21 protein-coding genes and 2 pseudogenes are annotated in these 23,471 nt (G+C 40.7%); all 23 read left to right on the top strand.

Annotation, left to right across the window (positions count from 1 at the left end):
- Positions 1-350 precede the first annotated feature (350 nt).
- The 23 genes and pseudogenes from N824_RS01190 (at position 351) to N824_RS01095 (ending at position 23,363) form a co-directional block, all read left to right on the top strand.
- Complete coding sequence (locus N824_RS01190; protein ID WP_048903292.1) at positions 351-677, top strand: hypothetical protein; 327 nt, start codon at positions 351-353, stop codon at positions 675-677.
- A complete protein-coding gene (locus N824_RS01185; RefSeq protein WP_048903291.1) occupies positions 664-1,398 on the top strand; it encodes a hypothetical protein in 735 nt (244 codons plus the stop codon). Before N824_RS01190 ends, N824_RS01185 begins: the two co-directional genes overlap by 14 nt.
- A 441-nt stretch (positions 1,399-1,839) precedes the next feature.
- A complete protein-coding gene (locus tag N824_RS01180) occupies positions 1,840-2,106 on the top strand; it encodes a hypothetical protein (RefSeq protein ID WP_048903290.1) in 267 nt (88 codons plus the stop codon).
- Positions 2,103-2,363 carry a hypothetical protein gene (locus tag N824_RS01175; RefSeq protein ID WP_048903289.1) on the top strand — a complete coding sequence of 87 codons (261 nt, stop codon included), beginning with the start codon at positions 2,103-2,105 and terminating at the stop codon, positions 2,361-2,363. Before N824_RS01180 ends, N824_RS01175 begins: the two co-directional genes overlap by 4 nt.
- 107 nt (positions 2,364-2,470) lie before the next feature.
- Positions 2,471-2,710, top strand: coding sequence for a hypothetical protein (locus N824_RS01170; protein WP_048903288.1), 240 nt, complete (start codon positions 2,471-2,473; stop codon positions 2,708-2,710).
- A gap of 104 nt (positions 2,711-2,814) precedes the next feature.
- Complete coding sequence (locus N824_RS01165; protein WP_152541958.1) at positions 2,815-3,435, top strand: RNA polymerase sigma-70 factor; 621 nt, start codon at positions 2,815-2,817, stop codon at positions 3,433-3,435.
- 66 nt (positions 3,436-3,501) lie between these two features.
- Positions 3,502-4,536 (top strand): FecR family protein, encoded by a 1,035-nt coding sequence (locus N824_RS01160; protein ID WP_048903286.1) that lies wholly within the window; start codon positions 3,502-3,504, stop codon positions 4,534-4,536.
- 167 nt (positions 4,537-4,703) lie between these two features.
- Complete coding sequence (locus N824_RS01155; protein ID WP_235206953.1) at positions 4,704-8,264, top strand: TonB-dependent receptor; 3,561 nt, start codon at positions 4,704-4,706, stop codon at positions 8,262-8,264.
- A gap of 2 nt (positions 8,265-8,266) precedes the next feature.
- Positions 8,267-9,991 (top strand): DUF4397 domain-containing protein, encoded by a 1,725-nt coding sequence (locus N824_RS01150; RefSeq protein ID WP_048903285.1) that lies wholly within the window; start codon positions 8,267-8,269, stop codon positions 9,989-9,991.
- Between the two features lie 12 nt (positions 9,992-10,003).
- On the top strand, positions 10,004-11,200 hold the full coding sequence (locus tag N824_RS01145) for a hypothetical protein (protein WP_048903284.1): 1,197 nt from the start codon (positions 10,004-10,006) through the stop codon (positions 11,198-11,200).
- A gap of 24 nt (positions 11,201-11,224) precedes the next feature.
- Positions 11,225-12,304, top strand: a complete 1,080-nt coding sequence (locus N824_RS01140) for a fasciclin domain-containing protein (RefSeq protein WP_048903283.1) — start codon at positions 11,225-11,227, stop codon at positions 12,302-12,304.
- Positions 12,305-12,325: 21 nt separating this feature from the next.
- Complete coding sequence (locus N824_RS01135) at positions 12,326-13,552, top strand: fasciclin domain-containing protein (protein ID WP_161662243.1); 1,227 nt, start codon at positions 12,326-12,328, stop codon at positions 13,550-13,552.
- Between the two features lie 34 nt (positions 13,553-13,586).
- Positions 13,587-14,597 (top strand): fasciclin domain-containing protein, encoded by a 1,011-nt coding sequence (locus N824_RS01130; RefSeq protein ID WP_235206952.1) that lies wholly within the window; start codon positions 13,587-13,589, stop codon positions 14,595-14,597.
- A gap of 59 nt (positions 14,598-14,656) precedes the next feature.
- Positions 14,657-17,854 carry a carboxypeptidase regulatory-like domain-containing protein gene (locus tag N824_RS01125; RefSeq protein ID WP_235206951.1) on the top strand — a complete coding sequence of 1,066 codons (3,198 nt, stop codon included), beginning with the start codon at positions 14,657-14,659 and terminating at the stop codon, positions 17,852-17,854.
- Positions 17,855-17,875: 21 nt separating this feature from the next.
- A pseudogene (locus N824_RS38170) lies at positions 17,876-18,226 on the top strand (IPT/TIG domain-containing protein); the annotation flags it as partial.
- An 84-nt stretch (positions 18,227-18,310) separates the two neighbouring features.
- Positions 18,311-18,703 (top strand): annotated as a pseudogene (locus tag N824_RS38165) (IPT/TIG domain-containing protein); the annotation flags it as partial.
- A 24-nt stretch (positions 18,704-18,727) separates the two neighbouring features.
- Positions 18,728-20,104: an IPT/TIG domain-containing protein gene (locus tag N824_RS38160; protein ID WP_373419271.1), complete on the top strand. Its 1,377-nt coding sequence runs from the start codon at positions 18,728-18,730 to the stop codon at positions 20,102-20,104.
- A gap of 155 nt (positions 20,105-20,259) precedes the next feature.
- Positions 20,260-20,418 (top strand): hypothetical protein, encoded by a 159-nt coding sequence (locus tag N824_RS32905; RefSeq protein ID WP_200869783.1) that lies wholly within the window; start codon positions 20,260-20,262, stop codon positions 20,416-20,418.
- A gap of 19 nt (positions 20,419-20,437) precedes the next feature.
- A complete protein-coding gene (locus N824_RS01115) occupies positions 20,438-20,770 on the top strand; it encodes a hypothetical protein (protein ID WP_048903279.1) in 333 nt (110 codons plus the stop codon).
- Between the two features lie 71 nt (positions 20,771-20,841).
- Positions 20,842-21,258, top strand: coding sequence for a hypothetical protein (locus tag N824_RS01110; RefSeq protein ID WP_161662242.1), 417 nt, complete (start codon positions 20,842-20,844; stop codon positions 21,256-21,258).
- Between the two features lie 141 nt (positions 21,259-21,399).
- A complete protein-coding gene (locus tag N824_RS01105; RefSeq protein ID WP_048903277.1) occupies positions 21,400-21,630 on the top strand; it encodes a hypothetical protein in 231 nt (76 codons plus the stop codon).
- 128 nt (positions 21,631-21,758) lie between these two features.
- Positions 21,759-22,286 carry a sigma-70 family RNA polymerase sigma factor gene (locus N824_RS01100; RefSeq protein WP_048903276.1) on the top strand — a complete coding sequence of 176 codons (528 nt, stop codon included), beginning with the start codon at positions 21,759-21,761 and terminating at the stop codon, positions 22,284-22,286.
- A gap of 96 nt (positions 22,287-22,382) precedes the next feature.
- Positions 22,383-23,363: a FecR family protein gene (locus tag N824_RS01095; protein ID WP_161662241.1), complete on the top strand. Its 981-nt coding sequence runs from the start codon at positions 22,383-22,385 to the stop codon at positions 23,361-23,363.
- The last annotated feature ends 108 nt before the right edge of the window (positions 23,364-23,471 follow it).

The following is a 23,471-nucleotide window of genomic DNA, read 5'->3' as shown; positions in this document are numbered from 1 at the left end:
AAGGGTTGAATGAAAAAAAAAAATGGAATGAGTTTTAATATTCGTTACCTATTAAATTCTTAACCTTCGTTAACAATTGTGGTTCCACTTTTTTTATGTCAATTATTTACTTGGCAATCAACTTACCGGCTACTTTGCACCAAAATAGAGGGGTCACCTTTTTTGATGAAATATGCAGCTGTTCCAAATAACGAGATAAGAGGGTTTCCCGTCAGACATTTACTTGTCGAAAGCTAATGTCAGTTAAACTATGCAAAAGAATGACTCACTCGTCGATATATTTTTAAAAGTGCTTTGAAATTCAAAGTTGTTTAATTAACTTGCATACTGCAAAGTATAAAATTAACACCATGAAAATTTCAAGAACAAGATTTGTTGTCATCTTTCTTGTTTCGGCGTTCGCCTTTATTATTATCACTAATTTACTGTTGCAACCCGTAAACGGAGAGTGGTTCCCGGGAACTGACTCATCAATAGCCTGGAAGCGCACCCTGGCTACAATCATATATCCTGTAAAAGTTGTTTTGGTAGGGCCCCTGGCACCAATACTCAATGATCCGGACCCGGCACCACCGATTCGGATGCTTGCCTGTGCTTTATACTGGACTGTGATCGCATTGGTTCTTCATTTTCTGTTGAGCAACATAATCCCTCGTAAAAAACATGAGCAGATTTGAGGAACTGTACTACGAAGCAAAGTCTGACAAGTGGTTTCAAAACTTTGCTGTTTTTTGCCGCGTAGCCTTAGCAGCTGGCTTTCTTCCTGCCGGCTTTGTTAAAGTCATGGGTGAACGGTTCGCCGCCGGGTTGCCGTCCAATAATCCTTTAGGGCATTACTTCGATGCCTTACAATTGACAGGCTATTACTATACTTTTATAGGAATTGCCCAAATCATCACTGCTGTATTTTTACTGATTCCGAAAACTTCCCTTCTTGGTGCACTGATGTATTTTCCCATGATTGTCAATATTTGTGTACTGACCTATGCTACTCGCTTTGAAGGGACCAGGCTCGTTACCATGATGGTACTGGCAAATCTGTTTTTATTGATTTGGGACTATGACCGTTTGAAACACGTTTTGCCATTTGGGCAGCCCAGAGTGGCATCGCCGACTGTATTCAAAAAACCGCTGGGCAATCGCCTTAGGCTCGTCTTTTTTGGGGCTTCCTTCGCAGTTTTAGCCGCTGTCATCTTCGGTACATTCTATTTATTTGCGATAGGCCCGTGCAATTCTGAAGCTGCCTGCAGAAATCAGTGTGCTGGCAGTAAAAACCCAGCAGCTTGCGAAATCTTCTGCGATTGCATTTATAAACAAGGCCAGCCGTTGGATAGTTGTCTGGCAACTTTTAATAACGCGAGAGATATTCGTGAGTTTAATGTGAAGTCAGCAAAATAGGTATTCTTGCAGATCTTAATCTCTCAGATCCAGAGCATCTCCTCTTCCAAAGGGTCGTTGTCCATCTGAATATACCGAAACAAATAAAGGATTGGCGCTGTTAAAGCGATCACCACAAATACAATTAAAACAGTGTTTACTTTCATATTAAAAACCTAATATGGAAAGCTCCGACATCCACCCGAGCTTTTCATTATCAACTAACTTAAACATATAATACTAACCAAATATTTATACGACAAAGCTAAAGCCCGTTTATTAATTCAGTATTAAATTTTTATCATGTGTTACCTCTTAGCTATGCATTACATGGCTTTTTTCAACCTACTCATATTTAAGGTGGATATGGCTTGTTCAGTTCTGAACAGCAGATGCTTAAAATGAATATGGAGGAATGGTTGCAAACTGTTATATTAGGCTGATTATTTATTTCAATTCACCATGAATTCCATCCCTATTCAGGTTATTGAGCTATTGAATCGTAGTTGTTCAATAGCAAAATTCCTTCTTAACAAGCCAGATGAGTGCTTTCCCTTTGGTATGCGTATCGATTATAAGGGCAAGATCAATAAGCGCCTGGCGCATGACGGCGACGAGTTTCCGTCCAGTGATGTGCTTATTGAACAGTCAGCAGCAGTATATTATCTGCCTAACAAAAATACTGAAAGTAATTTGGTGCATTTTGAAGCATGGAGGAACGGCAAATGATTACAGATAAAATGATAGCGGTATATAAAAAGTTCAATGGCGATATAGATGATTGGGCACGAATGGGAACTGCTGATGATAAACTGACTGTAAGCGATAAAGACTGGTTCATCATAGATAACTTCCTTCAGGGTTTTACCTGGATCAAGACTGGATTGGCATCCGAAAGTTTTGTTGATACCTTAACCATGGAACTCAGTATGTTTATCGACAGTAAATCAACGATAAAGATGCTGAAAACAATGGTTAAGGTTTAATAGCCATAGGAAAAAGTTAACGTCCTTTTCCAGGATATTATCCATAACAGCGTCCATTGTTAAAGAAATGATAATTTAATGTTATTTAAATCATGTAATTTTATAGCATGAAATTCTCTGTATATGTAATTTATGAACTGCTAATGAAAGTTCAGGAGCTTGAGTCAGAAATAGGTGATTATCAGTCATATAGAAAAATAAATGCAGGGATTTCAGTGATTACCACCAGAGACTCTTTTGATATCCCTGCTTATCTTTTGGATAAACAGTTCAATAACCCAGCCCTAATTAGTGATGATGATATTTTAGGCCTTTTAACAACGTATAAACCAAAATTGCCCCTTTAAAGATAGATTGAAATGTCGTTTGAGATGTAGATATCAATAAAACCCGAAGAACAATCTTACAATTAACACTATGGTAATGCAGGAGGTTTTTTAAACATTTAGTTTTGCTGAAAGAATTATTTGTTCAGCGAATGACAAAAGATTACCAGAAATTATCCGACCAATTCCTACTTGAAGAATGTCGCCAGGACAACCTGAGGGCATATGACCAGTTGTTTGAACGGTATTTTGCTAAACTTTACCATTTCTCCTTGAATTACGTTAAAAATGCTGCAGTGGCCGAGGAGTTGGTTATGGACTTAATGTTCAATATCTGGAAAAAAAGGAAGGATTTGCAGATCAATGGAGAATTCAGTGCTTACTTATTCACAGCAATGAAAAATGTGATGTTCAATCACCTCCGCAAAAAGGAGCTGCTCACCACAGACATTAGCTTTTTGCAGGAGCAGGCGGCAACTGTTGGGCATTTAGCAGATCACTGTCTCCAATACAAGGAGTTGGAACAGGTATACCAGTTGAAACTAAGCCAGCTAAGTCCACAACGAAGAAAAATCTTTAAACTAAGTCGTGAAGAACAAATGACTTATCCACAAATTGCAGAAAGCATGAACCTTTCCGTCAATACAATCAAAACCCAGATGCTGGTTTCGCTCAAATATCTGCGGGAGAGTTTGAAAGAACACATCGACATAACTATCCTACTGGCCGTTATTTTCTTTTTTTAATTTTTTTTCATTTCCGCTCACCCTGCCTAAGCTTTCCTGGTGTCTTGTAGGTGAAGGATAGATACAATGAATTTAAAAATAGATAAGGCGCTCATTAAAAAATACCTTGCCGGCCTCTGTGATCAGGAGGAACTGAAATTAGTAAGAGACTTTCTTAAGCAGGAAAATGCTCAGCAACTATTTGATGAAGTGTGGAATGAACAGTGGTCAGGTGAAATTGGTGCCGATAATACAGACGGCGATGCGCAGCAAATGTCCGAGTGGAAAAGAAAAATACATCAGCGGATTGATGGGGAATCTTTACACACAGAAACGACCGTCGAAAAAATTACGCCTATTCCCTTTATAAAAAGAATTACGAATTGGCAATACGCCGCAATTTGGGCAACATTATTTATTGGAGCCGGACTTTGGGTTATTACATCTAAAAGAAGTAGCGAGCCATTAGTAGTTGCTTATGTAGAAAAACATAATCCTAGCGGACGCAGAACGATTATAACGCTGCCTGACAGCTCACAGGTCTATCTTGGCCCTGAGAGCAAATTGCGTTATGCAGAAAAATTTAATGGAAGTACCAGAGAAATAGAGCTGGAAGGCGAGGCCTTTTTCGAAGTTACTAAAAACCCAAAGAAACCATTCATTATTCATACCGGAATAATCACAACCAAAGTATTAGGTACCTCTTTTAAAGTAGATGCATTTATTAATAAGCCGGTTACGGTTTCCGTAAGTACAGGTAAGGTTAGCGTGGATAGGCACAGCGCTAAAAAAACAGAATCAATTGCCGTATTGATGCCCGGACAAACCGTAACATGGAATGAAACTGATCATATAAAAACATTAGGTGCTGCAGTGGTTAAGGATATCAGCGGATGGAAGGATGGACGGTTGGTGTTTAATAAAGTCCCTCTATCAGAAATCGCAAATATTTTGGCGCGATGGTATGACGTGGAAATCAGTTTTAAAAGCAAAAAAACCGCTTCAAAGTTGTTAAAAGTTAATCTGACGGCAAATGTGCCTATCAACACCCTAATGAAGATTTTAAGTGTCTCGGGGCAGTTTAAATATCATATTCAAGGCAATCACATTACTATTAATTAATCGGAAAGGACAAGATATGTAACACCTGGACTAAAAAAAAGAAACGCCCTCCCGCAAAGGAGGACGCAAAAATCATCAAAGAGCTGGTTGTTTTCGAAGACGCATCAGCTCAGCGATAAATATTAACAGATATCCGCCATTGGCGAAAACCCGTAATGATCAAAAATATGCAAAAAGGATTACATCTGCGTTCTTCTTTTCGATTTATTAGCATGTTATTAAAAGGTGCTATTATCATCGGAAAGAAGTTTAGCGAGATGGCTAATAACAATCTGGTAACAGATAAAATTTATTTCTTTATGAAATGCTCGTTCCTTCTGATCGCTGTCAACCTCACATTTATTGGAGTGCTGTGTGCCAGTTCTGTTCGCAGTCAGAATTTGAATCAGAAAATTAAGCTTAAGCTGGAAAATGCAAGTGTCGAAAATTGTTTAAGTAAGATAGAAAAACAATCGAACATACAGATCAATGCCCAGGTTAGCTTGTTAAATAAAATCACAAAAAAAATAAGCATAGATGCTGCAGAGATTACTGTGGCTGATGCGCTGGCCAAAGTTTTAACCAATACCAACCTGGAGTATAAGGTAATTGAGGGGTATGTTGTAATTACCAAAAAGCCCGTGCCTATAATCATCTCAGGAACAATTGTAGATGAGAAAACGGGTGAAACATTGATTGGTGTCGGCATTCGCATTAAAACAATGGGTGGTGGTGCATCTACGGATATGAATGGTAAGTTTCGCATTACCGTGCCCGAGGGCGGAGCAATACTTGTGATTTCTTACATCGGTTACCAGAGCAGAGAGATTAAGGTTGATGCCAACACTAAGGAGCTAAAAATAGCACTGAAATCATCCTCTACACAATTAGGGGAAGTAACTGTTCAGGCCCGTAGAAAGACAAATACGGAGGTGGCGGTGCTCGATGAGCGTAAAAAATCGGCCATTGTACAGGATGCCATATCTGCAGTTCAGATAGAGCGTACCGCAAGTATTACTACAACACAGGCCCTGCAAAGAGTGCCTGGAGTAACGGTAACTGATGATAAGTATGTGGCCATCCGTGGTTTGGGAGACAGGAGTGTAGTTGGTCAGCTGAATGGTGTGCGTTTGGCTTCGTCTGATCCGGACAGAAGTTCTATTCCTTTCGATTTGGTACCTGCTTCTCTCTTAGATAATGTGACAATTTATAAAACAGTTACACCTGATAAACCTGCAGATGCAGCAGCGGGTATTGTAGAGTTGAAAACCAAGTCTGTACCGGATAGCATGGTGGTGAATGTAATTATTCAATCAGGTTTTAATTCAAATATCGGGATAGGTGGTCAGTATAATAGTTTCTATAACAGCGATATGGGTTTGTTGGGCGATAAGATCAATAAAAAGAACTTGTCTGCTGATTTCTTAAACCTGGCCACACAATATAAGGGTGGGTTAAACCAGATCCAGAATATGATCTTCAACAGCGGGTACAGTCCCGCAGCAAAGGAGGAAGTTGGCCGCATTAATGGGATAATGCAGGGCTTTGATCCGGTGCTGACTACCAGGTATAAACAGGCCCCATTAAACCAGTTGTACTCTGCCACTTTTGGTAATAGCTACACCCTGTTTAAAAAGCACAAACTGGGTGTTATAGCCGGCGGTAACTATTATCGCCGTACTACAGATATTTCCGGTGGTGATATTCAGCAATACAGTATCTATCAAGGTGTGGTAACCGGAAATCCGCAGGTAAGCAGCCCTAGAAATATTCCAAATTACATCACTCCGAACAATCTATACATGGGACGCTACCAAACCTATAAGGAAAATACCGGTAACGAAACACTTAATTACGGTGTTTTAGGTGGTTTAACCTATCGCTTCGATGCCCGAAATGAAATCAGTATGCAATACCTGGGTAGTTGGGGAGGCGAAACACAAGCCACCAATATGAATGGTAGTTATCAGTATACGGGGTTGCCAGGAGAAGTGAAAAGTACCATTTATTCTTTAAAACAGAGTTATCGTACACTAAATACCTTTAACCTTCAGGGAGAGCATAAGTTTTTGGAATCAGACTATTCGCCTAAATTAAGTTATAACATTTCCTCTTCTAAAGCAGGTCAGAATGATCCGGATTACCGGTTTGTAACCCTGGCAGATTATACCCCACGTAATGGTGGGTATTATGGTAACCCTACCACCGGCAATGGTAACACCAATCCGGACCAGGTATTCAGCACGCATTTATATGCACTTTCTTCTGGTTATGTGAACGGCTTTGGGGCCTATGGAATTATTCAGGCCGAGCCCAATGGTCGTCGTTACAGGAACCTGGATGAAACCAATTACAACTATAAGGCTGATTTATCGGTGCCGTTTAAATTATTCGGACAAAAGCAGGAATTAAAAACTGGGGTTAATTACCTGAACCGCGACCGTGTATTTACAGAGAATGTGTTGTTCTTACCAGGGTCTAATTTCTCTTCCAACAAATCTTTGCCATTGTATACGGTTTCCGGAAACCTGGATCGTTTGGTGAGCAATGAGATTATTGGAATTCACGCACCAACTGCAGGCATGGGCGAAGGCGCAAGTCCGGTAGGGGGCTTTTTGTACAACAGTCAGAAATCGCCAAACAACTATACCGGTTTTTTTGAGACCAAGGCGGCTTATGCCATGCTGGATTTAAAAGTAACAAAAGATTTAAGGTTAACCGGTGGTGTTCGTTTCGAATCTACCAATATCCAGTCGGCGGTAGATACCGCTGGTGTATTCCTGGATCCTGCCTTAACCGCGCCGGGTACCAATATCCCGCTTACTTTAATGAGTCCTAACTCCGTTTATAAACCTGGTTATAAGCCTTACTATTCTCTGAACACCACTTATAATTTTAAGGAAAATATGAATTTCAGGGCAGGGTTTAATACCACACTGGCCAGGCCCGAATTAAGAGAGATTACCAATGTATTTGAATTTGATGCTTTCCAAATGGGACTGGTTGTGGGTAATCCCAACCTGATCAATCAATACACTCAAAACCTGGATTTTAGGTGGGAATGGTTTCCTAATAGTGGAGAGGTTATCGCTGTGTCTCTGTTTGGTAAGAGGATTGAAAATCAGTTGTATAAGGTGTTTAGCTTAAAAACCAGTGGTTTAGCAGCAACATATCCTGAATATCCAACCATCAGATTTGAAAATGATCCAAACGTGGGTAAGGTATGGGGGGTAGAATTCGAGATTGTAAAAGATCTGGGTAAGATCTGGGATCCATTTCGCAATTTCTTTGCAGGAACTAACCTTTTACTGGCACAGAGTGATATCAAAAAATCACCGGAAAGATTGGAGGCCAACAGATCGTTAGACAGACATACGCCTGACAACAGCCCTTTGTTTGAGCAGGCACCCTTTTCCATTAACGGCTGGATAAATTACGATAATAAAAAATCAGGTACCAGCCTTACCGGAACATTTAATATGGTAGGTGAGCGTTTGATACAGATTAATTTAACCGGCGAGCCGGATCTGTATACCCGCCCGGTACCTATGCTGGATTTTGTGTTCAGTCAGCGGGTAACAAAGCGCGTAATTTTTAAGGGTTATGCTAAAAACTTATTGAACCCTGCTATTGAAACCGTATATGCCAACCCCGGTACCGGTGGTAAATGGTATGGAAATAAGTACCTGAACCGCAGTTATAAACGTGGGGGAGAATTTATGATGGGGTTCACTTATAATTTGTATTAAAGATGAAGAAATTAACAAAATACATTCAGCAATTGCCCTTATTCCTTGGGTTTTTAATATTGCTGGGACTAGGTTCCTGTAAAAAGGAAAAGCAGGATTTTGAGTACGACAACAGGCTGATCACAGATGCTCGTAAAAGTTCATCACTGCGTATCGTAAACCTGGGAGGTTATGGACAGGTGATAATGGATGGTGATACACTGACCAATAATAAATATCTTTTACCAACGGATCCAATATCTACAGTAGTGTCCGGTACTAAATATTTTCCTGAAAATGGTGGTAAACTGGGGTCAACCTGGAACATTCCTCAATCGCTTTTAAAGAATGGTAAGGCCCGCTTTTTTACCGAAATAGGAGGTTATAATACCCCGGGTGATAAGCTAGCGATCGATCTCCAGGAAGATGCAGTACAGGCTATGGATTATTACCTGCTCGCTACAGAGCGTATTGCGGGCGGAGAACCGAAGTATCTTAAAATTCCGCGTGCGGTTTCTTCTCCCTCAGATCCTGCTAAGTTTAAAGTAAGGCTGCTCAATCTTTCTTCAACTATTGAGATTAGCGATATGGAGAACCTGGTAGGGCCAATGAGCCTTGCATGGGCTGATGGTACACTGGTAAGTCCTACGACCAATAACATTTTGCCGGGACAATATTCTGATTATATCGAACTGCCCTATACTACAGCGCAGCTGAAGGTGTTAACCCCAGCCGGGATTCAGGTGCCAGGTACTACTAAGATGCCGATTTTTCCGGCAACATCAACCCTTACCTCTGTCCGTGGCTGGCCACCTGAAGACACGCACCTAACTTTTACGGCATTTAAAAGTTTTGTGCCGGGAGGGATTTATACCATTGTTATTGCCCCGTACAATTTTAATGTCCCTTATTTAAATGGTAATCCTGGTGAACAGGTTTCAGGGTATCAGAATGCCATCACGATTTTGAACGACATCAGTGAGCCACTGAATGTAACCTATGCAAGGGTGCAGGCGGTGAATACCCTGACCGGCATAAATGGAGTTAAAATAACCCTGAACGGAAATGCATTGGGAAATGCGCTGGCCTATACCGAACATACAGATTACCAGAATTATATAACCGGTAATTATACGATCGAGGCTAAGGATGCTACGGGAAATGTATTGGCAAGAAATCAGCTGGCACTAGATCCCAATACTAATTTTACCTTATGGATTCATCCTGATGCCAGTGGTAAGGCAACCATTAGTGCGGTGCCTAACGATTTAAGCAGGGTAATTCCGGGTAATACGGCCACAGATGACGCCACTTATGTGCGCAATAAGCTGGACTATCCTTTCAGTATCCGTTTTCTTAACCTTTGTCCTGATTTACCGTATGTCACTTTTACAAAAGACAACGGACAATCTTTTCTCCATAATTTTAATAAGAATCCGGCAGCAGTAAATAACCTGACCCCAGGTGTTTTTACCACCCAAGCGCCCTATGTACAAAGTGATCAGGATAACATTCCATATAAAATTATGGCTTTCCGTTCTGCGCCAGGTGTAATTCCTGGAAGCTGGGCAAGTGATATACCCGTATTAACAGGACAACACCTTATTGCCCGACCAGATTTATACGTAAGAGGCGGTTTGCCCAACCATGAGCCGGGTATTTATACCATTGCTTTGGTTGGCAGCACCAGTGCATCAGCCCCTGCAGGTCAAAAAGCAAAGATGATTATTCTGAAACACACCAAATAAAAGAGACAACATATGTTACCATCAAGAATGAAGAATAGCATATTTTACGCTGCTATTGTCCTGTTGTGGTTTGCAACAGGCTGTTCCAAAGTAGAGTATAAAAAAATCGATGATCCGGCTTATCTAAGGGTTTTTAACAACCTGAATTATAAGATCGGGATCGATAATAAAGATGAAATGCTCCCTTTTTTAACCATGTTGATTGATCCGGAAATGGATCAGAATGGTATGCCTGTCAACGCTAAGATTAAAGGAGATTTTCTGGATCAGCGTGATCCTTATGCGCCACCTTACCCATCTCATATCGGGAGTGGCACTAGTGTAAACAATCCTGAATATCCGGGCAGGGAAAATGTGTTGGTAGGGCCTGTTTTAAATGGTTTCGATTTGAGCAGCTGGGCACAGATTCCTTCAGGTAAGCACCGCGTTGTTTTCATGTTCCGGCCAAAAAATACGGTTCCGTTTTTTAACCTGGATGCTAAACTGAAAAAGAGTTTCCTGATTGATACCACGATGGTATTAGATAGCAAGGAAGTGTATACGCTGCATGTATTACAGAAAGATTATTTGACCAAAAGGAATGGCATTTATCTCCGGAAAGAGAATTTTCACAAACTGCCATTATCCGATTCTTCAGTCTATGTCAATTTCTATAACATGAGTGCCAAAGGTTACTGGCAGGCAGATAACGATGCTAAAGGAGGTAATGAATACGGTAAAGGTGCCATGGGAAATGGAATTAAAGACCAGATGAACATTTTTGTAACCCTGTATAAAAACAGGACTGTTTCTTCGCCAAAATTAGCTGGTTACAATGGGAAATACCTGGGCAATTTAACCAGAAATGCTGATGTGCTAGAAGTTAGCCCGTATTACAGCTTTCCGTTGTTTGCCGATGCAAGCGCAGGAGGTATTTTTACTGACATGTGGCAACGATTTGATTTTCTGGCCCCCGGAATGGACATTAGAAACATTCCTTATGGCCCCACAGTAAATCAAACGGATGGAAACTGGGCTTCTATAAACTGTTTAACACCATACCCGAATTATACGCGATGGAACGAAATTGTACTACCCAATATGCTTGTAAACATCCACTCCGGCACATATAATCCACGGTCGTTTGCCACGGTAAATACCATCGAGATTGTAAACGGAAATGTTTACCTCAGCACCATACAGCGTAAATATGCACCTCCAATTTACTAATGATTTAATCCAAAAAATAGAACAATGAAATACAAATCATTAAAGAAATTTCTTTACCTCTTGTCGGTGTTATGGTTACTGGCTTTAAATTCCTGTAAGCACGATGATCTGCATATTGATAAGACGAATGAAAATTTCAGAGCCGGCTTCGACTTTGTAAAGAACAACTATGACCTCAGCTTATTTGCCGCGGCAATAGAGAAAACAGGAATAGGGCCGCAATTAAACAGCGCCACGCAGTTAACCATTTTGGCACCCAATAATGCCGCTTTTAATATTCTCGGGATAAACCGCCCGGGTGACCTTGATAAAATGAATCCGGATACTTTAAAATTCCTGGTGCAACGCCATATTTTAGATGAGCGGATCATGGTAAAGGATATCCCTTTTAATGGGATTGATGTACGCTACCGTACCATGGCGGGTACTGAGCTGTATACCTCAACTGTAACCAGAGACAACAGCAATACCTTATATTTTAACGGCTCCCTTGCCAGCAGGAAAGATGTAACGCTGGCCAATGGTACATTACATGTACTGGATAGGGTAATGAAAGCTACTACAAATACCACTGTACAAGGTTGGTTATCTGCAAGACCAGAATATAGCATCCTGGTAAGCGGATTAAAGAAGTTTGGATTCTGGGATGAATTGTCAACAGAAGGACCGTATACCATACTGGCCCCCAAAAACCAGGAGTTTGAAGCTGTAGGTATGACTGCTGAAGCAATTGCTGAGCTAAATGTAAATAGTTATATGGGCGATCGTCTGTTTGGCTGTTACGTGATGAGAAAGAAACATTTTTTTGTGTCAGATTTTGTGGTATTCAGTATCATGAACGGCAATTCCTTTTACTTCCATCCGGTAGCTAACGATACTTATATCTTGACAATTACTGCCGGTAGATTCAACTACGGAAATGTTTACGATCAATCTATTGGCTATAATGTCGAAGTAAGGACCAATAAAAACTACCCTTATGATATTATTACCAGTGTAAAAGGACACGATCAGAAAGCGATAGATAACCTTACAGATAATGGCCTGGTACAGGATCTTCAGGGGATCTTGATCCTTCCTGAGCAGGCAGTAAAGAATAATTAGATGATCCATAACATGAATAAGATGAATTTAAAACTAATTGCCATCTGCCTGTTATTTGTAACACTGGCATCTTGCAGAAAAGCTGAATTTCAGCCTGAAGTAGAAGGGGTGCAGGTACCTGCAGAAGATTTAACGATTACACTGAATGAAGTGTTGGAGGCATCACCATATACACTTTTTAAAGCAGCGTGGAAACGAAGTACCATGAATAGCATTTTGGAAAAAAGGGGCAATAATACGCCGCTAACCTTATTGGTGCCAAGTGATGCTGCATTTATTGCCGATGGAATGACATTGGAGGTGATAAATAATACCAGCCCCGAATTATTGGACAGCTTACTGCTTTACCATGCTTTATCGATCGCTGTTAACCCTAAAGACCTAAGTGAAAGGGGAGAGAATACGATTGGTATCAGCTTACTCGAAAATACCTATATAAAAGTAAAGGGATACGATAATCAGTATCAGACTGATCCTTATTTCTACAGGCAATACATCAATGTATCAGGCAACGAACTGCTGATTAACGGTAAGAAAAGCGGAAGCGCAGCAGCTACACTGGCAAAAAACGGAACCTTCTGGCCAATAGACCATGTGCTGAAAAAACCAGAAAAAACCATGTTACAGGCGTTGCAGGATGATGGCCGTTTTGGAATGTATGTGGAAATTATGACCAAAACCGATATGCTTTGGGATGAGGCTATGATGGGAGCAGTTGATCGCGATCGATTTCCCAAAGGATTGTCTATCGACTATAATTACCTGGTCTTCAAATCTATTTTTGCTCCTACGGATGAAGCTTTTCATCAGGCAGGATTTAAGACTGTAGATGATTTGATGGCATTGAATCACCGTAATCCTCTTCCGTATTTTGATTGGGATACCTATGAGCAGGTAGGTACTGGTTATGCTACCGATACCCTATTGGCCATGCATCGTTGGGGTAGGCTTTTTAAAGAAAAGGATGGTTGGGGGCCCGGAGACGACAATCCGGATAGTTTTTATTCGAACGATCTGAACAATAAACTATTGTCGGACTATGCGCTGACAACCTCTGGGTATACAGGAACCATTCCAATTATGTATATGCCATTTGATTTTGGTAAAAATGAAGCAGGACAAGTAACTCTAAAAGTCAAATCATCCACTCACTCGGCCGCCACTATTGTTGAGGGAGACATCAACACATTAATGGGGCCAATACATGCGGTAAACCGGTTAATGCCGCCTAAGGATTTTAAATTCTGACCAGTATCATTAGCTCATAAAGATTAATAGAAACATGAATTATTTACATAGAATATCAATAAGACCATTGGGCATTTTCCTTATGCTGATCAGTTGTGGCATGATCCTTAGCGGCTGTAAAAAGGATGATGCGGTTAAAGTTTTCGATAACAATAAGATCAGTGCAATTATAGCAGATAATTTTAACCTTTCTGTTTATAATACTGCCTTGATAAGGACAGGATTGGCAAAAATTACTGACAAGGAAGGTTTGTATACCGCTATTGCACCCTCGGACGTTGCTTTTGAGATTGCTGGTTTTGGAAATGCAACAGCCATCTTAAGTATGGACCCTTCCAGGGTGTCCTCTATCATGAATTACCACATCCTGAATGGAGTTTACGAGTTTGATAAATTGCCTTTTCTGTTTAATCAGGAAGTTAAATCTGCCAACGGGGGTAAGCTTTTTGTAACACACTGGGTGAAGCAAGGTGATACCATTTTAACAATTAATGGGTCTAAAATAGTCTCAAAAAATGTAAGTGCATCTAATGGGTTAATCCAGGTGATAGATCGTGTACTGGAGCCATATAGCCATAATAAGGTTATAGAGGCCATCGCTTCAGATAGAGATCTAAGTTTGTTTTATCAGGCTTTGCAACGTTCTGGTTTAGCAGAAACATTAAATGACCAGGGCCCCTATACTGTGTTTGCGCCAAGTAATGCTGCAATGATTGCCTTCGGATTGAATACTATTGAAGAGATCAATAGTATGGATCCTATAGTTTTGCAGGGTTTAATGCGCTATCATATTTTATCTGACCGCAGGTTTGTGTACGATTATGTACTGAGCACGGGTGCTTCTAACCATAGCGACCAAACCATGATTGATGGCAAATCTATTCAGGTGATCCTTAAGCCCAATCCACAAGTAGCGGGCGCATTTATAGGTATAGAATTGAAAGGAACAGGAAATACGTCGGTTATCCAATTAACAAAACAGGATGTACTTACCGGGAACGGTGTAGTGCATACCATTGGAAGCCTTTTGAAAATTACACAGTAATTAAGATTTTAGAGATGACAGTAAGAAATACAATTCACAAAATATTTTTACTCCTGTGTATGCTGCTGCCCTTTGTTGCGGTAAGTCAGGAAACCAGTGGTACTTTAAATGGAAAGGTACTTGATGCCGGAGGGCAACCGTTACCGGGTGCTTCTGTTACGGCGATACATCAGTCTTCAGGTACTAAATATGCGACTGCTACAGATAAAAACGGCCATTATTATTTGCCCAATCTTCGTATTGGAGGTCCGTATTCTGTAGAAGCAAGTATGATGAGCATGAAAAGCGATAAGCGGGATGGAATCTCTATCCGTTTGGGTGCGGCAGTCGTTTTAAACTTTGCATTGAGTGATCAGGCACAGCAACTTACGGAAGTAGCAATTAAAGCTACAAAGAAAGGAGCACAGGCCAGTACTTATGGCTCAGGGAAAAACATCAGTGCCGATCAGGTTCGTAATATGGCTACGGTGTCACGGAGTATAACTGATGTTACCCGTTTAGTACCACAGGCCAGTAAAGACAATAGTTTTGGTGGTGCCAACTTTAGGTATAACAATGTAACAATTGATGGTGCCATTAATAACGATGCAATCGGATTTAGCCCTTCTTTGGGAGGCCAATCGGGCACATCTGGAATGGCCGGAAGTTCAACCAGAACCAATCCGATATCCATTGATGCAATTGAAGATATGCAGGTTTATTTAGCTCCCTACGATGTGAAGATCGGTAATTTTACCGGAGGATCTGTAAATGCGGTAACCAGAAGCGGGACCAATTCTCTTAGTGGATCGATATATGGTTTTGGTCGTAATGCTACGATAACGGGCAAGGATAGGGTAGGATCATTAGGGAAAATGAACAGCGACTTTTACGATTACCAGACTGGTTTTCGCGTTGGGTTTCCTATCATTAAAAACAAATTGTTTTTCTTTAGCAATGAGGAGGTTACCCACAGACAAGATCCCTCACAACTTATTGCGGGTATTGCCGAAACCAGCCATATTTTAAGTGCTAAAGATGCCGATGACATTACTGCTGCCAATTTCTTTAACGCCGGAACTGCAGGGTCGTTTAATACCTATGCAAAGTCGACCAAGTTTTTTAACCGTGTAGATTGGAACATAAACGACAAGCATCAGCTTGCTGTTAGAAATAACACGATTATTTCTGAAGCTTCCCATATGGACAGGGATCAGCAGGATTTTAGGTTTAGCAGTATGGCCTTTTTGCAAAAGAATAACCAGAGCTCTACCGTGGCCGAACTTAAAAGCAGGTTTAGTAATAGCCTATCGGGTAATTTACTGGCAGGCTTTACTACTGTAAACGATTCGAGAGATCCTTTTGGCGATCCAAGTTTGCCTCAGGTACAAATTGCCGGCAGAACGCCTGGTACTACCATTTACCTTGGAACAGACCGCGAAGCAAGTGTCTTTAATATGAAACAGCGAACCTTAGAACTTACTGCCAATTTAAACTGGAACATCGGTAGGCATACCCTTACCATGGGTACACACAATGAGTTTTATAACATCAACTATGGTTTTGTAAACGCATGGAACGGAAGGGTAGATTATTTAAGTATTGAAGATTACCTCAGCAACAATCCTTACCGTGTTCGTGGTGCATATAGTTATAAAAATAACAACCGTTCGTATATTGAACAGCACCCCGGAGCTAAGTTTAACATCAATTTGTACAGTTTGTATTTTCAGGATGAAATCCGTGTATCTGACAAGCTGAAGGTAATTCCAGGGCTGAGAGCAGATATGGCTTATCTGGGTGACAGGCCAGAATTGAGCCAAAAGACCCGTAAGGCAATGGCCGATTCTTATTTTGGAAATTCTTATACCTATACACCTTTAAGCAGGATTACGAACAACTATTTGAATAAAATACAGCTGTCGCCGAGAGTAGGTTTCAGGTATGATTGGAACGGTGATCAAAGCCTGATTCTACGTGGTGGTGCAGGGCTTTTTACAGGGCGGATTCCTATGGCCTGGTTGGCTTATGCATTCTATAACAATGGCGATAGCTTTGGAGGTTTTGACCAGAAGGCTGATCAGAAACCTTTTGTCCCCGGTAGCAATCCGCTTGCCGGTGGTGCAAATGGTATTGCTGATTTTATACAGCAAAATGGCGCAACGATTAATAATCCCAATAGTGGTAAAACCCAGATCGATTTAATTGATAATGGTTTTGTGATGCCGCAGGTATTGCGTACCAGCTTAGGTTTGGACTATAATACAGCTAGCCAGTGGAAATTTGGCGTAGAGGCTATCTATACTAAAAATATTAAGGATGTATTGTTTCAGCAATTGAACGTGCAGGATAATCCAACCTATTATGGCTATGATAAAAGCCATCAGCAACCGGTATATAGCGGAACAGTAGATCAGCGTTTTTCAAATACCTATCTGCTTAGCAATACCAGCAAAGGTTATCGTTACAGCTTAACGGCTAGCATTAGCAAAAACGTTGCTGATCAGCTGCAGGCTTCGGTGTCTTACACCTATGGCCAATCAAAAGACCTTTCCAATGGCGTGCGTAACTCAATGGAATCGAACTGGCAGTTGAATCAGTCGCTGGTACCCAATAACCCTACGTTGGCCAATAGCAACTTCGATATCAGAAACCGTATTGTAAGTACCATTAGTTACAATAAAATGTGGGCTAAGGCGGGTAGAACCAATGTGTCCCTGTTTGTAAGTGCACAATCTGGCAGTCCGTTTACTTATGGTGTGGTTAATAATAGCATCCAAGGGTTGCCACAACAAGTAAGTCTGACCTATATCCCTTACAAAGAAGAAGCGGTTCGTTATTTCCAGGACAACGCTACCTCAACAGCCATTAAGCAGGCAGAGGCTTTTAATAGTTTTATTGATGCAGATAAATATTTAAGCAGCAAACGTGGTGGGTTTACTGAAAGAAATGAAGGACGTACGCCATGGAATGTACAGGCAGATCTTCATGTTTCTCATGACCTGTTTATTAATGCAAGCAAAAAACAGTTTATTACGTTTACCGCTGATGTAATGAACCTTACCAATTTGATTAATAAAAGCTGGGGAGTTCAGTATTTCTCTCCAAATACATTCAACTCTACCTCCAGTGTTGGTTTAACCCCGGTACTATTCCCTCCATCCCAAAATTCCGGTGAATATCCATTGTACCAGTTTAAATCGCCCGGCAAGCCTTATAGTATTGACTATTATGGTTCAAGAACACAGTTGCAACTGGGAGCGAGATATACTTTTTAAGTGATACAGATCAATCGAAATATGATATACGATATGAGTTATTCAAGAAAATTTAATACCGGGATGCATAAATGGCTCGGTATGCTAAGCCTTTTTATTTTGTTGATCAGTGCCTGTAAAAAGGACAGGACAGAATTAACTAAAGTGCCTCTGGCAGTTACAGATTATTATCCGAACAGTGGTGCACAAGGCACACTGGTAACAGTAGAAGGCACTGGATTTAGCAATAAGGCCGATGAAATATCAGCCACATTTTCTGGTGTAAAGGCCGACATTGTTAGTGCAACCGCTACTGCTGTGGTCATGCGTGCACCGGCTTCGGCAACAAGCGGGGCCATTGAAATGAAAGTAAATGAGCAAAGCATCAATATTGGTAACTATACTTATCAGGAGCTAAGTGTACAGGCGATCAGTCCGGTAAACGGGGCTGCAGGAACACATGTTCGCATTACCGGTGCGGGTTTTAGCAGTACAACAGGCCCTGCGGAAGTGTATATAAATGGAAAAATAGCCATTGTAGTTAGTGCTAGCGATAATTTGCTGGTAGCTGAAGTACCTGAAGAAGCGGGCACTGGACCAGTAACTGTTAAGGTAAATGGAAAAGAGGCTTCAGGACAAACCTTTAAGTTCCAGGTTATATCGGGCATTAAGCCTGCAAGTGGTGGCAAAGGTACACGCGTTAAAATCTCCGGAGGTGGTTTTGATGAGGTAATTGCTGGTAACCATGTAGATTTTAATGGTAAACTTGCATTGGTAACTGAAGCAACTGCAGATTACCTGGTAGTTGTTGCGCCTGCCGATGTACAGACCGGCCCGATATCAGTTACCACTAATGATCAAAAAGTGACGGGACCTTTGTTTACAGTTGTACCGATGCCGGTAATTGAATCGGTAACGCCGTTGAGCGGACCTTCAGGTGCTGAAATGACCATTTTAGGGCTAAACTTTAGTGCCCATACAGATGAAAATAAGATAACTATAAATGGAAAAAGTACCGTTGTTCTGACTGCAACACCTTTTAAGATTACCTTAAATATACCAGGTGGAACAGGTGATGGGAAGATAATTTTAAATGTAAATGATCAGATTGTTCAAGGTCCTGATTTTAAAGACCAGAGCTTAGGTATTTCTAAAATGACTCCTGATAATGGCCTGGCCGGCACACAGGTTACCATTACCGGAACGGGGTTTAGTGCTACTGCTGCCGCAAATACAGTGACTTTTAATGGGATAACAGCACAGGTAGTTAGCGCAACAGCTACCAGCTTGGTGGTAATTACACCACCTGCTTTAACATCTGGCCCCGTAAAAGTGATAAATGCAGGTCAAAGTGCATTGTCACCGGTTAACTTCAATCGTGCAGGTGTAATGACTTTAGCAGGTGGGCCAAATCAAACTGGTCTGGATATTCGTGAACGCGGTGCAAGTATTGCTGTGGATAGTCATGGAAACGTTTTTGTGATGGAAGTTAGTAACCATGTGATTAAAAAAATTACTCCACAAGGCGTTATCTCAGTATTTGCGGGAAGTCCGGCAAAGGAAGCCGGCAATCAGAATGGTACGGGTACCGCGGCCCGGTTTAACTTTAGCTTTAACTCAGGTATGGTGATTGATAAGCAGGATATATTATACGTCGTTGACGGTTTTAATCAGAGTATCCGTAAAATTACCCCTGCTGGTGTGGTAAATACTTATGCGGTAAACCTTAATGGTCCTAGTAAAGTGGCCATTGATGATGATGGAGTTTTATATGTGCTGACACAGTACAGCATGACCAAGGTAGATAAATCTGGAGTCAGATCAGCTGTAAGAGGATTTTACGGGGGGAATGAACAAGCAAGACCGGTTATTATCGGCTCTTACCTGTACTATACAGATAACGATAATCTTTATATTAATCGTTTTGGCCTGGTGGATGAGTCAAATCTGCGTGGCTGGGCAGGGAATGGTGAATTCGGAAATTCTGATGGGCCTAAAAACCAGTCGATGCTGGTTTCACCAAAAGGATTTATTTATGATGGTAAAGGTAATTTTTATTTCTCTGATGGTTTTGCACAAAAGACAAGAAAGTTGAACATGACCTTAAATGAGTTAAATACCGTTTCAACGCAGTCTGACAGAGGGTTTAAAGATGGAGGCTTAAATGAAGCAGCGTTTTCTAGCAGGGATGATATGGCGATAGATGGTGAAGGCAATATTTACATTGTAGATCCGGGAAATAATGCGATCAGGAAAATGTTTTTAAAATAAGGGATTTAAATTTGATTATGCTCAATTCCGGGCCGGTAGTCGCCGGCCCGGTTTATTTACGAACACATCACCTGAGCAATTAAAAAATTCATGGTTAACACACAGTTCATATCCCGTTTTTATATTTGTCTCTGTATCAGTTTAGTAAATGTATTATGGAAATCAATTACCTGGTTGTCGTGCCCGTCCTGATCTTGGTCATTGCCCTGATCCTATTCCTGATCTGCAGGAACAGAAAAGACCAGAAAAAAGTAGAGCAGGAGTTAAACGAGTCAGAACTCAAGCCAGAAAAGCACAATAAAGATCATCTCTGATAATTAATGAATAAGCCATATGCCTAAAAATATAATCCTATTGTTATGTTGGATAATCACCTGCTGGCCTGCAGATCTAAGATATCGATATGATGAAGTGACAATGCTGGAAAAAAAGATCAACATCATCGTTTACCAGAAAGAAATCCTTGAAAGTGTCATCTATCGCCTTCAGTTGAGCGTAGGCACAACTTTTGAATTCGATGTCAGGATGCTGGCAGCCTATCAGGCAAAAGAGAGCAATTACAAAGATGTCTCGTTAAAGCAGATCCTTGATCACCAACTGGCAGGTACACCATTGAAATACAAACTAAAAAAAGGAAAACTGGTCTTATACCATCTTCCAATATAGGCGACCTCTAATCTAACCTTTCAAGCATTCATTTTAATTTACGATAATAATTTAATGTTAACTTTTAGTAAGTGATGAATCAAAAAAATATCATGCTAATTCTTTCCATCCTGATCTTCTTTATCGTGGAGGGCTGCAACAACAAATACCCATTTAAGGTGCCCTACAACATGGCCAGCGGATACGTAATCGGAAGGGAGCGCTGTAACGAGGATGTTTCCAAAGATTATTGGTTGATTGAAATTGTGTCTTCTGCTTCGGCAATTCAGCAATATGGTGATACCCTTACGCTTAACGGAGTTAAGTATACCAATGCGATAAAAGCTACTGGTCTATCTGAATCTTTAAAAAAAGTTGGCGAAAAAGTGGCTATTGATTTTAATATTCAAGGTACAGCCACCCTAACTATGGGTTGTTCGGTAGATACGCCTAAAAGATATCAACTAAAAGTAGCCGAGGTCATCAATAGCGGTAGAGCATCATTTTAATCCTAACCGATCAGTTTCAATAAGAAAGGCACATGGATATGCTTTTCGAAATTTAGCTGTGATCGATAAGATAACATTGGCTGACCAATGAGTTTAAACGATTTGTTTTGTTTTGCGCCTATAGCAAGATTAAAAATTAACATGGAAAAAACACAAGTAAGCATGAGCTCAGACCTGCAAAAATTCATTGATAAATTTGAGCCCAGCAAATTTAAACTTATGGCCAAAGGGATTGAGATCAGGGGCATTAACGATCTGCACAGAAATATCGCCCAGGCGAAAGACCTTATTGAAAGAATGAAGCTTAAGCTCATTGTGTCGCACAACGCCGAAATGATAAGCTATGGTGGATTTGAAGTAAACAACCTGTAAAAAGCAATATCAAAAAAGGAGGGCGCGTCATCATATTATGTGATACAACCTCCTTTTTACAATAAAGTAAAAGTAACTCACAATTAATATCTTATTTATATCCCTTGTCGAGTTTTGCGGATAATATCATGGGGTCAAATAAAGAGCTGGTTAATTTTGAGGTGCTCTATAAACGCTGGAGTGGCATGCTGCATCAATATGCCCTTTATTTTGTAAAGGATGAAGAAGCCGCAGCGAGTTTAGTTAACGATCTATTTGTGCAGCTTTGGTTTAACAAAACCAAGCCTGATAACCTAAAAGGTTATCTGTTCAGGGCGATAAAAAACTCCGCGCTCAATTATCTGAAGCAGCATAAGAACAACTCACTGACCTTACTTGAGCAGGATGATCTCACTGCAATTTCTGATCTTTCCTTTAAGGATGTGGTTACAAATGAATCTGAACAATTGGTTTTTCTACATTTTCTTATTAGTAAACTTCCTGAGCGGCGGCAACTGGTTTTTAAAATGCATAGAATTGAAGGATTCAGCTATGCAGAGATAGCGGAATTGCTGCAGATTTCGGTTAGAACTGTAGAAGACCATCTTTCAAAAAGTATGCAGTTTATCTATGATCAGTCCCAACATTTAATTCATAGAAAGTTAACAGAAGCTTAACCAAGTACAGCCCGTATTTTCTGCCCGTACAATTGTCTTTACTGTTGAAAGAGGATAATTATGGATAATAAATTATGGGATTGTATTGTCAAACGTTTGTCTGATGAAGAGACAGTCGAGTCAGCGACCATGCTTGATGCCTGGCTTATCGAAAATAGAGGACACCAAGAGGAATATCTAAAGATACAGGTGCTCTGGAGGTTGACAGGGAAATTACCGGCTCAACAACAACTAGATTTTGAAACCGTAAGGGAAAGAATTTCTGAAACAAGTCCGGCAGCTCAGCTCACACTGGCAGATAATGTCGCTCGCTGGTGGAAGTACGGCTTGGTAGCAGCAATGACTGGCATCTTCCTGCTGACAGCGCTTTTTTACTACCAAGCAGCTCAAAATCCAGCACAGTCTGAAGAATGGGTGTCGAAAAGTGCCGGCCCAGGCAAGATGAGCAGGGTTTTACTACCAGATAGTACAGCTGTATGGTTGAATTCAGGAAGTGAAATTCGCTATAAACGTGACTTTAGAGACAATAAGCTAAGGTTGGTGAAACTGAAAGGAGAAGCATATTTTGAAGTCACGCATGATTCATCACATCCTTTTGTCGTCAGTAGCGCAGGAATGAATACTACGGTTTATGGAACCAGTTTCAATGTACGGGCTTATGATACCGAAGGGGTTATGGTAGTTGCCGTCAATTCGGGTAAGGTCGGGGTAACCACATCTGAAACTACTAAGGCAGTATTTCTATTGCCAAGTGAAAAATTGATATATGACAGGGGAAAGTCTGTGGCCCATAAAATAAGCATTTCCAGTAGTGATGTAGATTCTTGGGTGTCAGGTGAACTGATCTTTGAACAGACTCCGTTTAATGAAGTTTTTGAAGCCTTAGAAAGAAAGTACAACATCAAAATCAATACCGGAAAAACTAACTATACCGGTTGCAAGCTGACTGCAAGATTCAGGAACAAATCTATAAACGAAGTTCTTAAAACACTAAATCTCTCTATGAACATACGATCAAAATTTGTAGGACAAACCATTTACATAGAAGGAGGAGGATCATGCAGTAGCAACAAATAAAAAAACCGATCCTGTTTGCGCAGGAACGGCCTTAATTCTTAGCCAAACGGCGGCGAACCGTTGACTATATCTTATCATTTAAATCGTAAAAATTTAAACAACTCAAAT

Origin of the sequence: Pedobacter sp. V48 (genome assembly GCF_000523515.1) — a bacterium.
In the GTDB taxonomy this organism is placed as follows: domain Bacteria; phylum Bacteroidota; class Bacteroidia; order Sphingobacteriales; family Sphingobacteriaceae; genus Pedobacter.
This window is presented reverse-complemented; position numbering and strand designations above follow the sequence as displayed.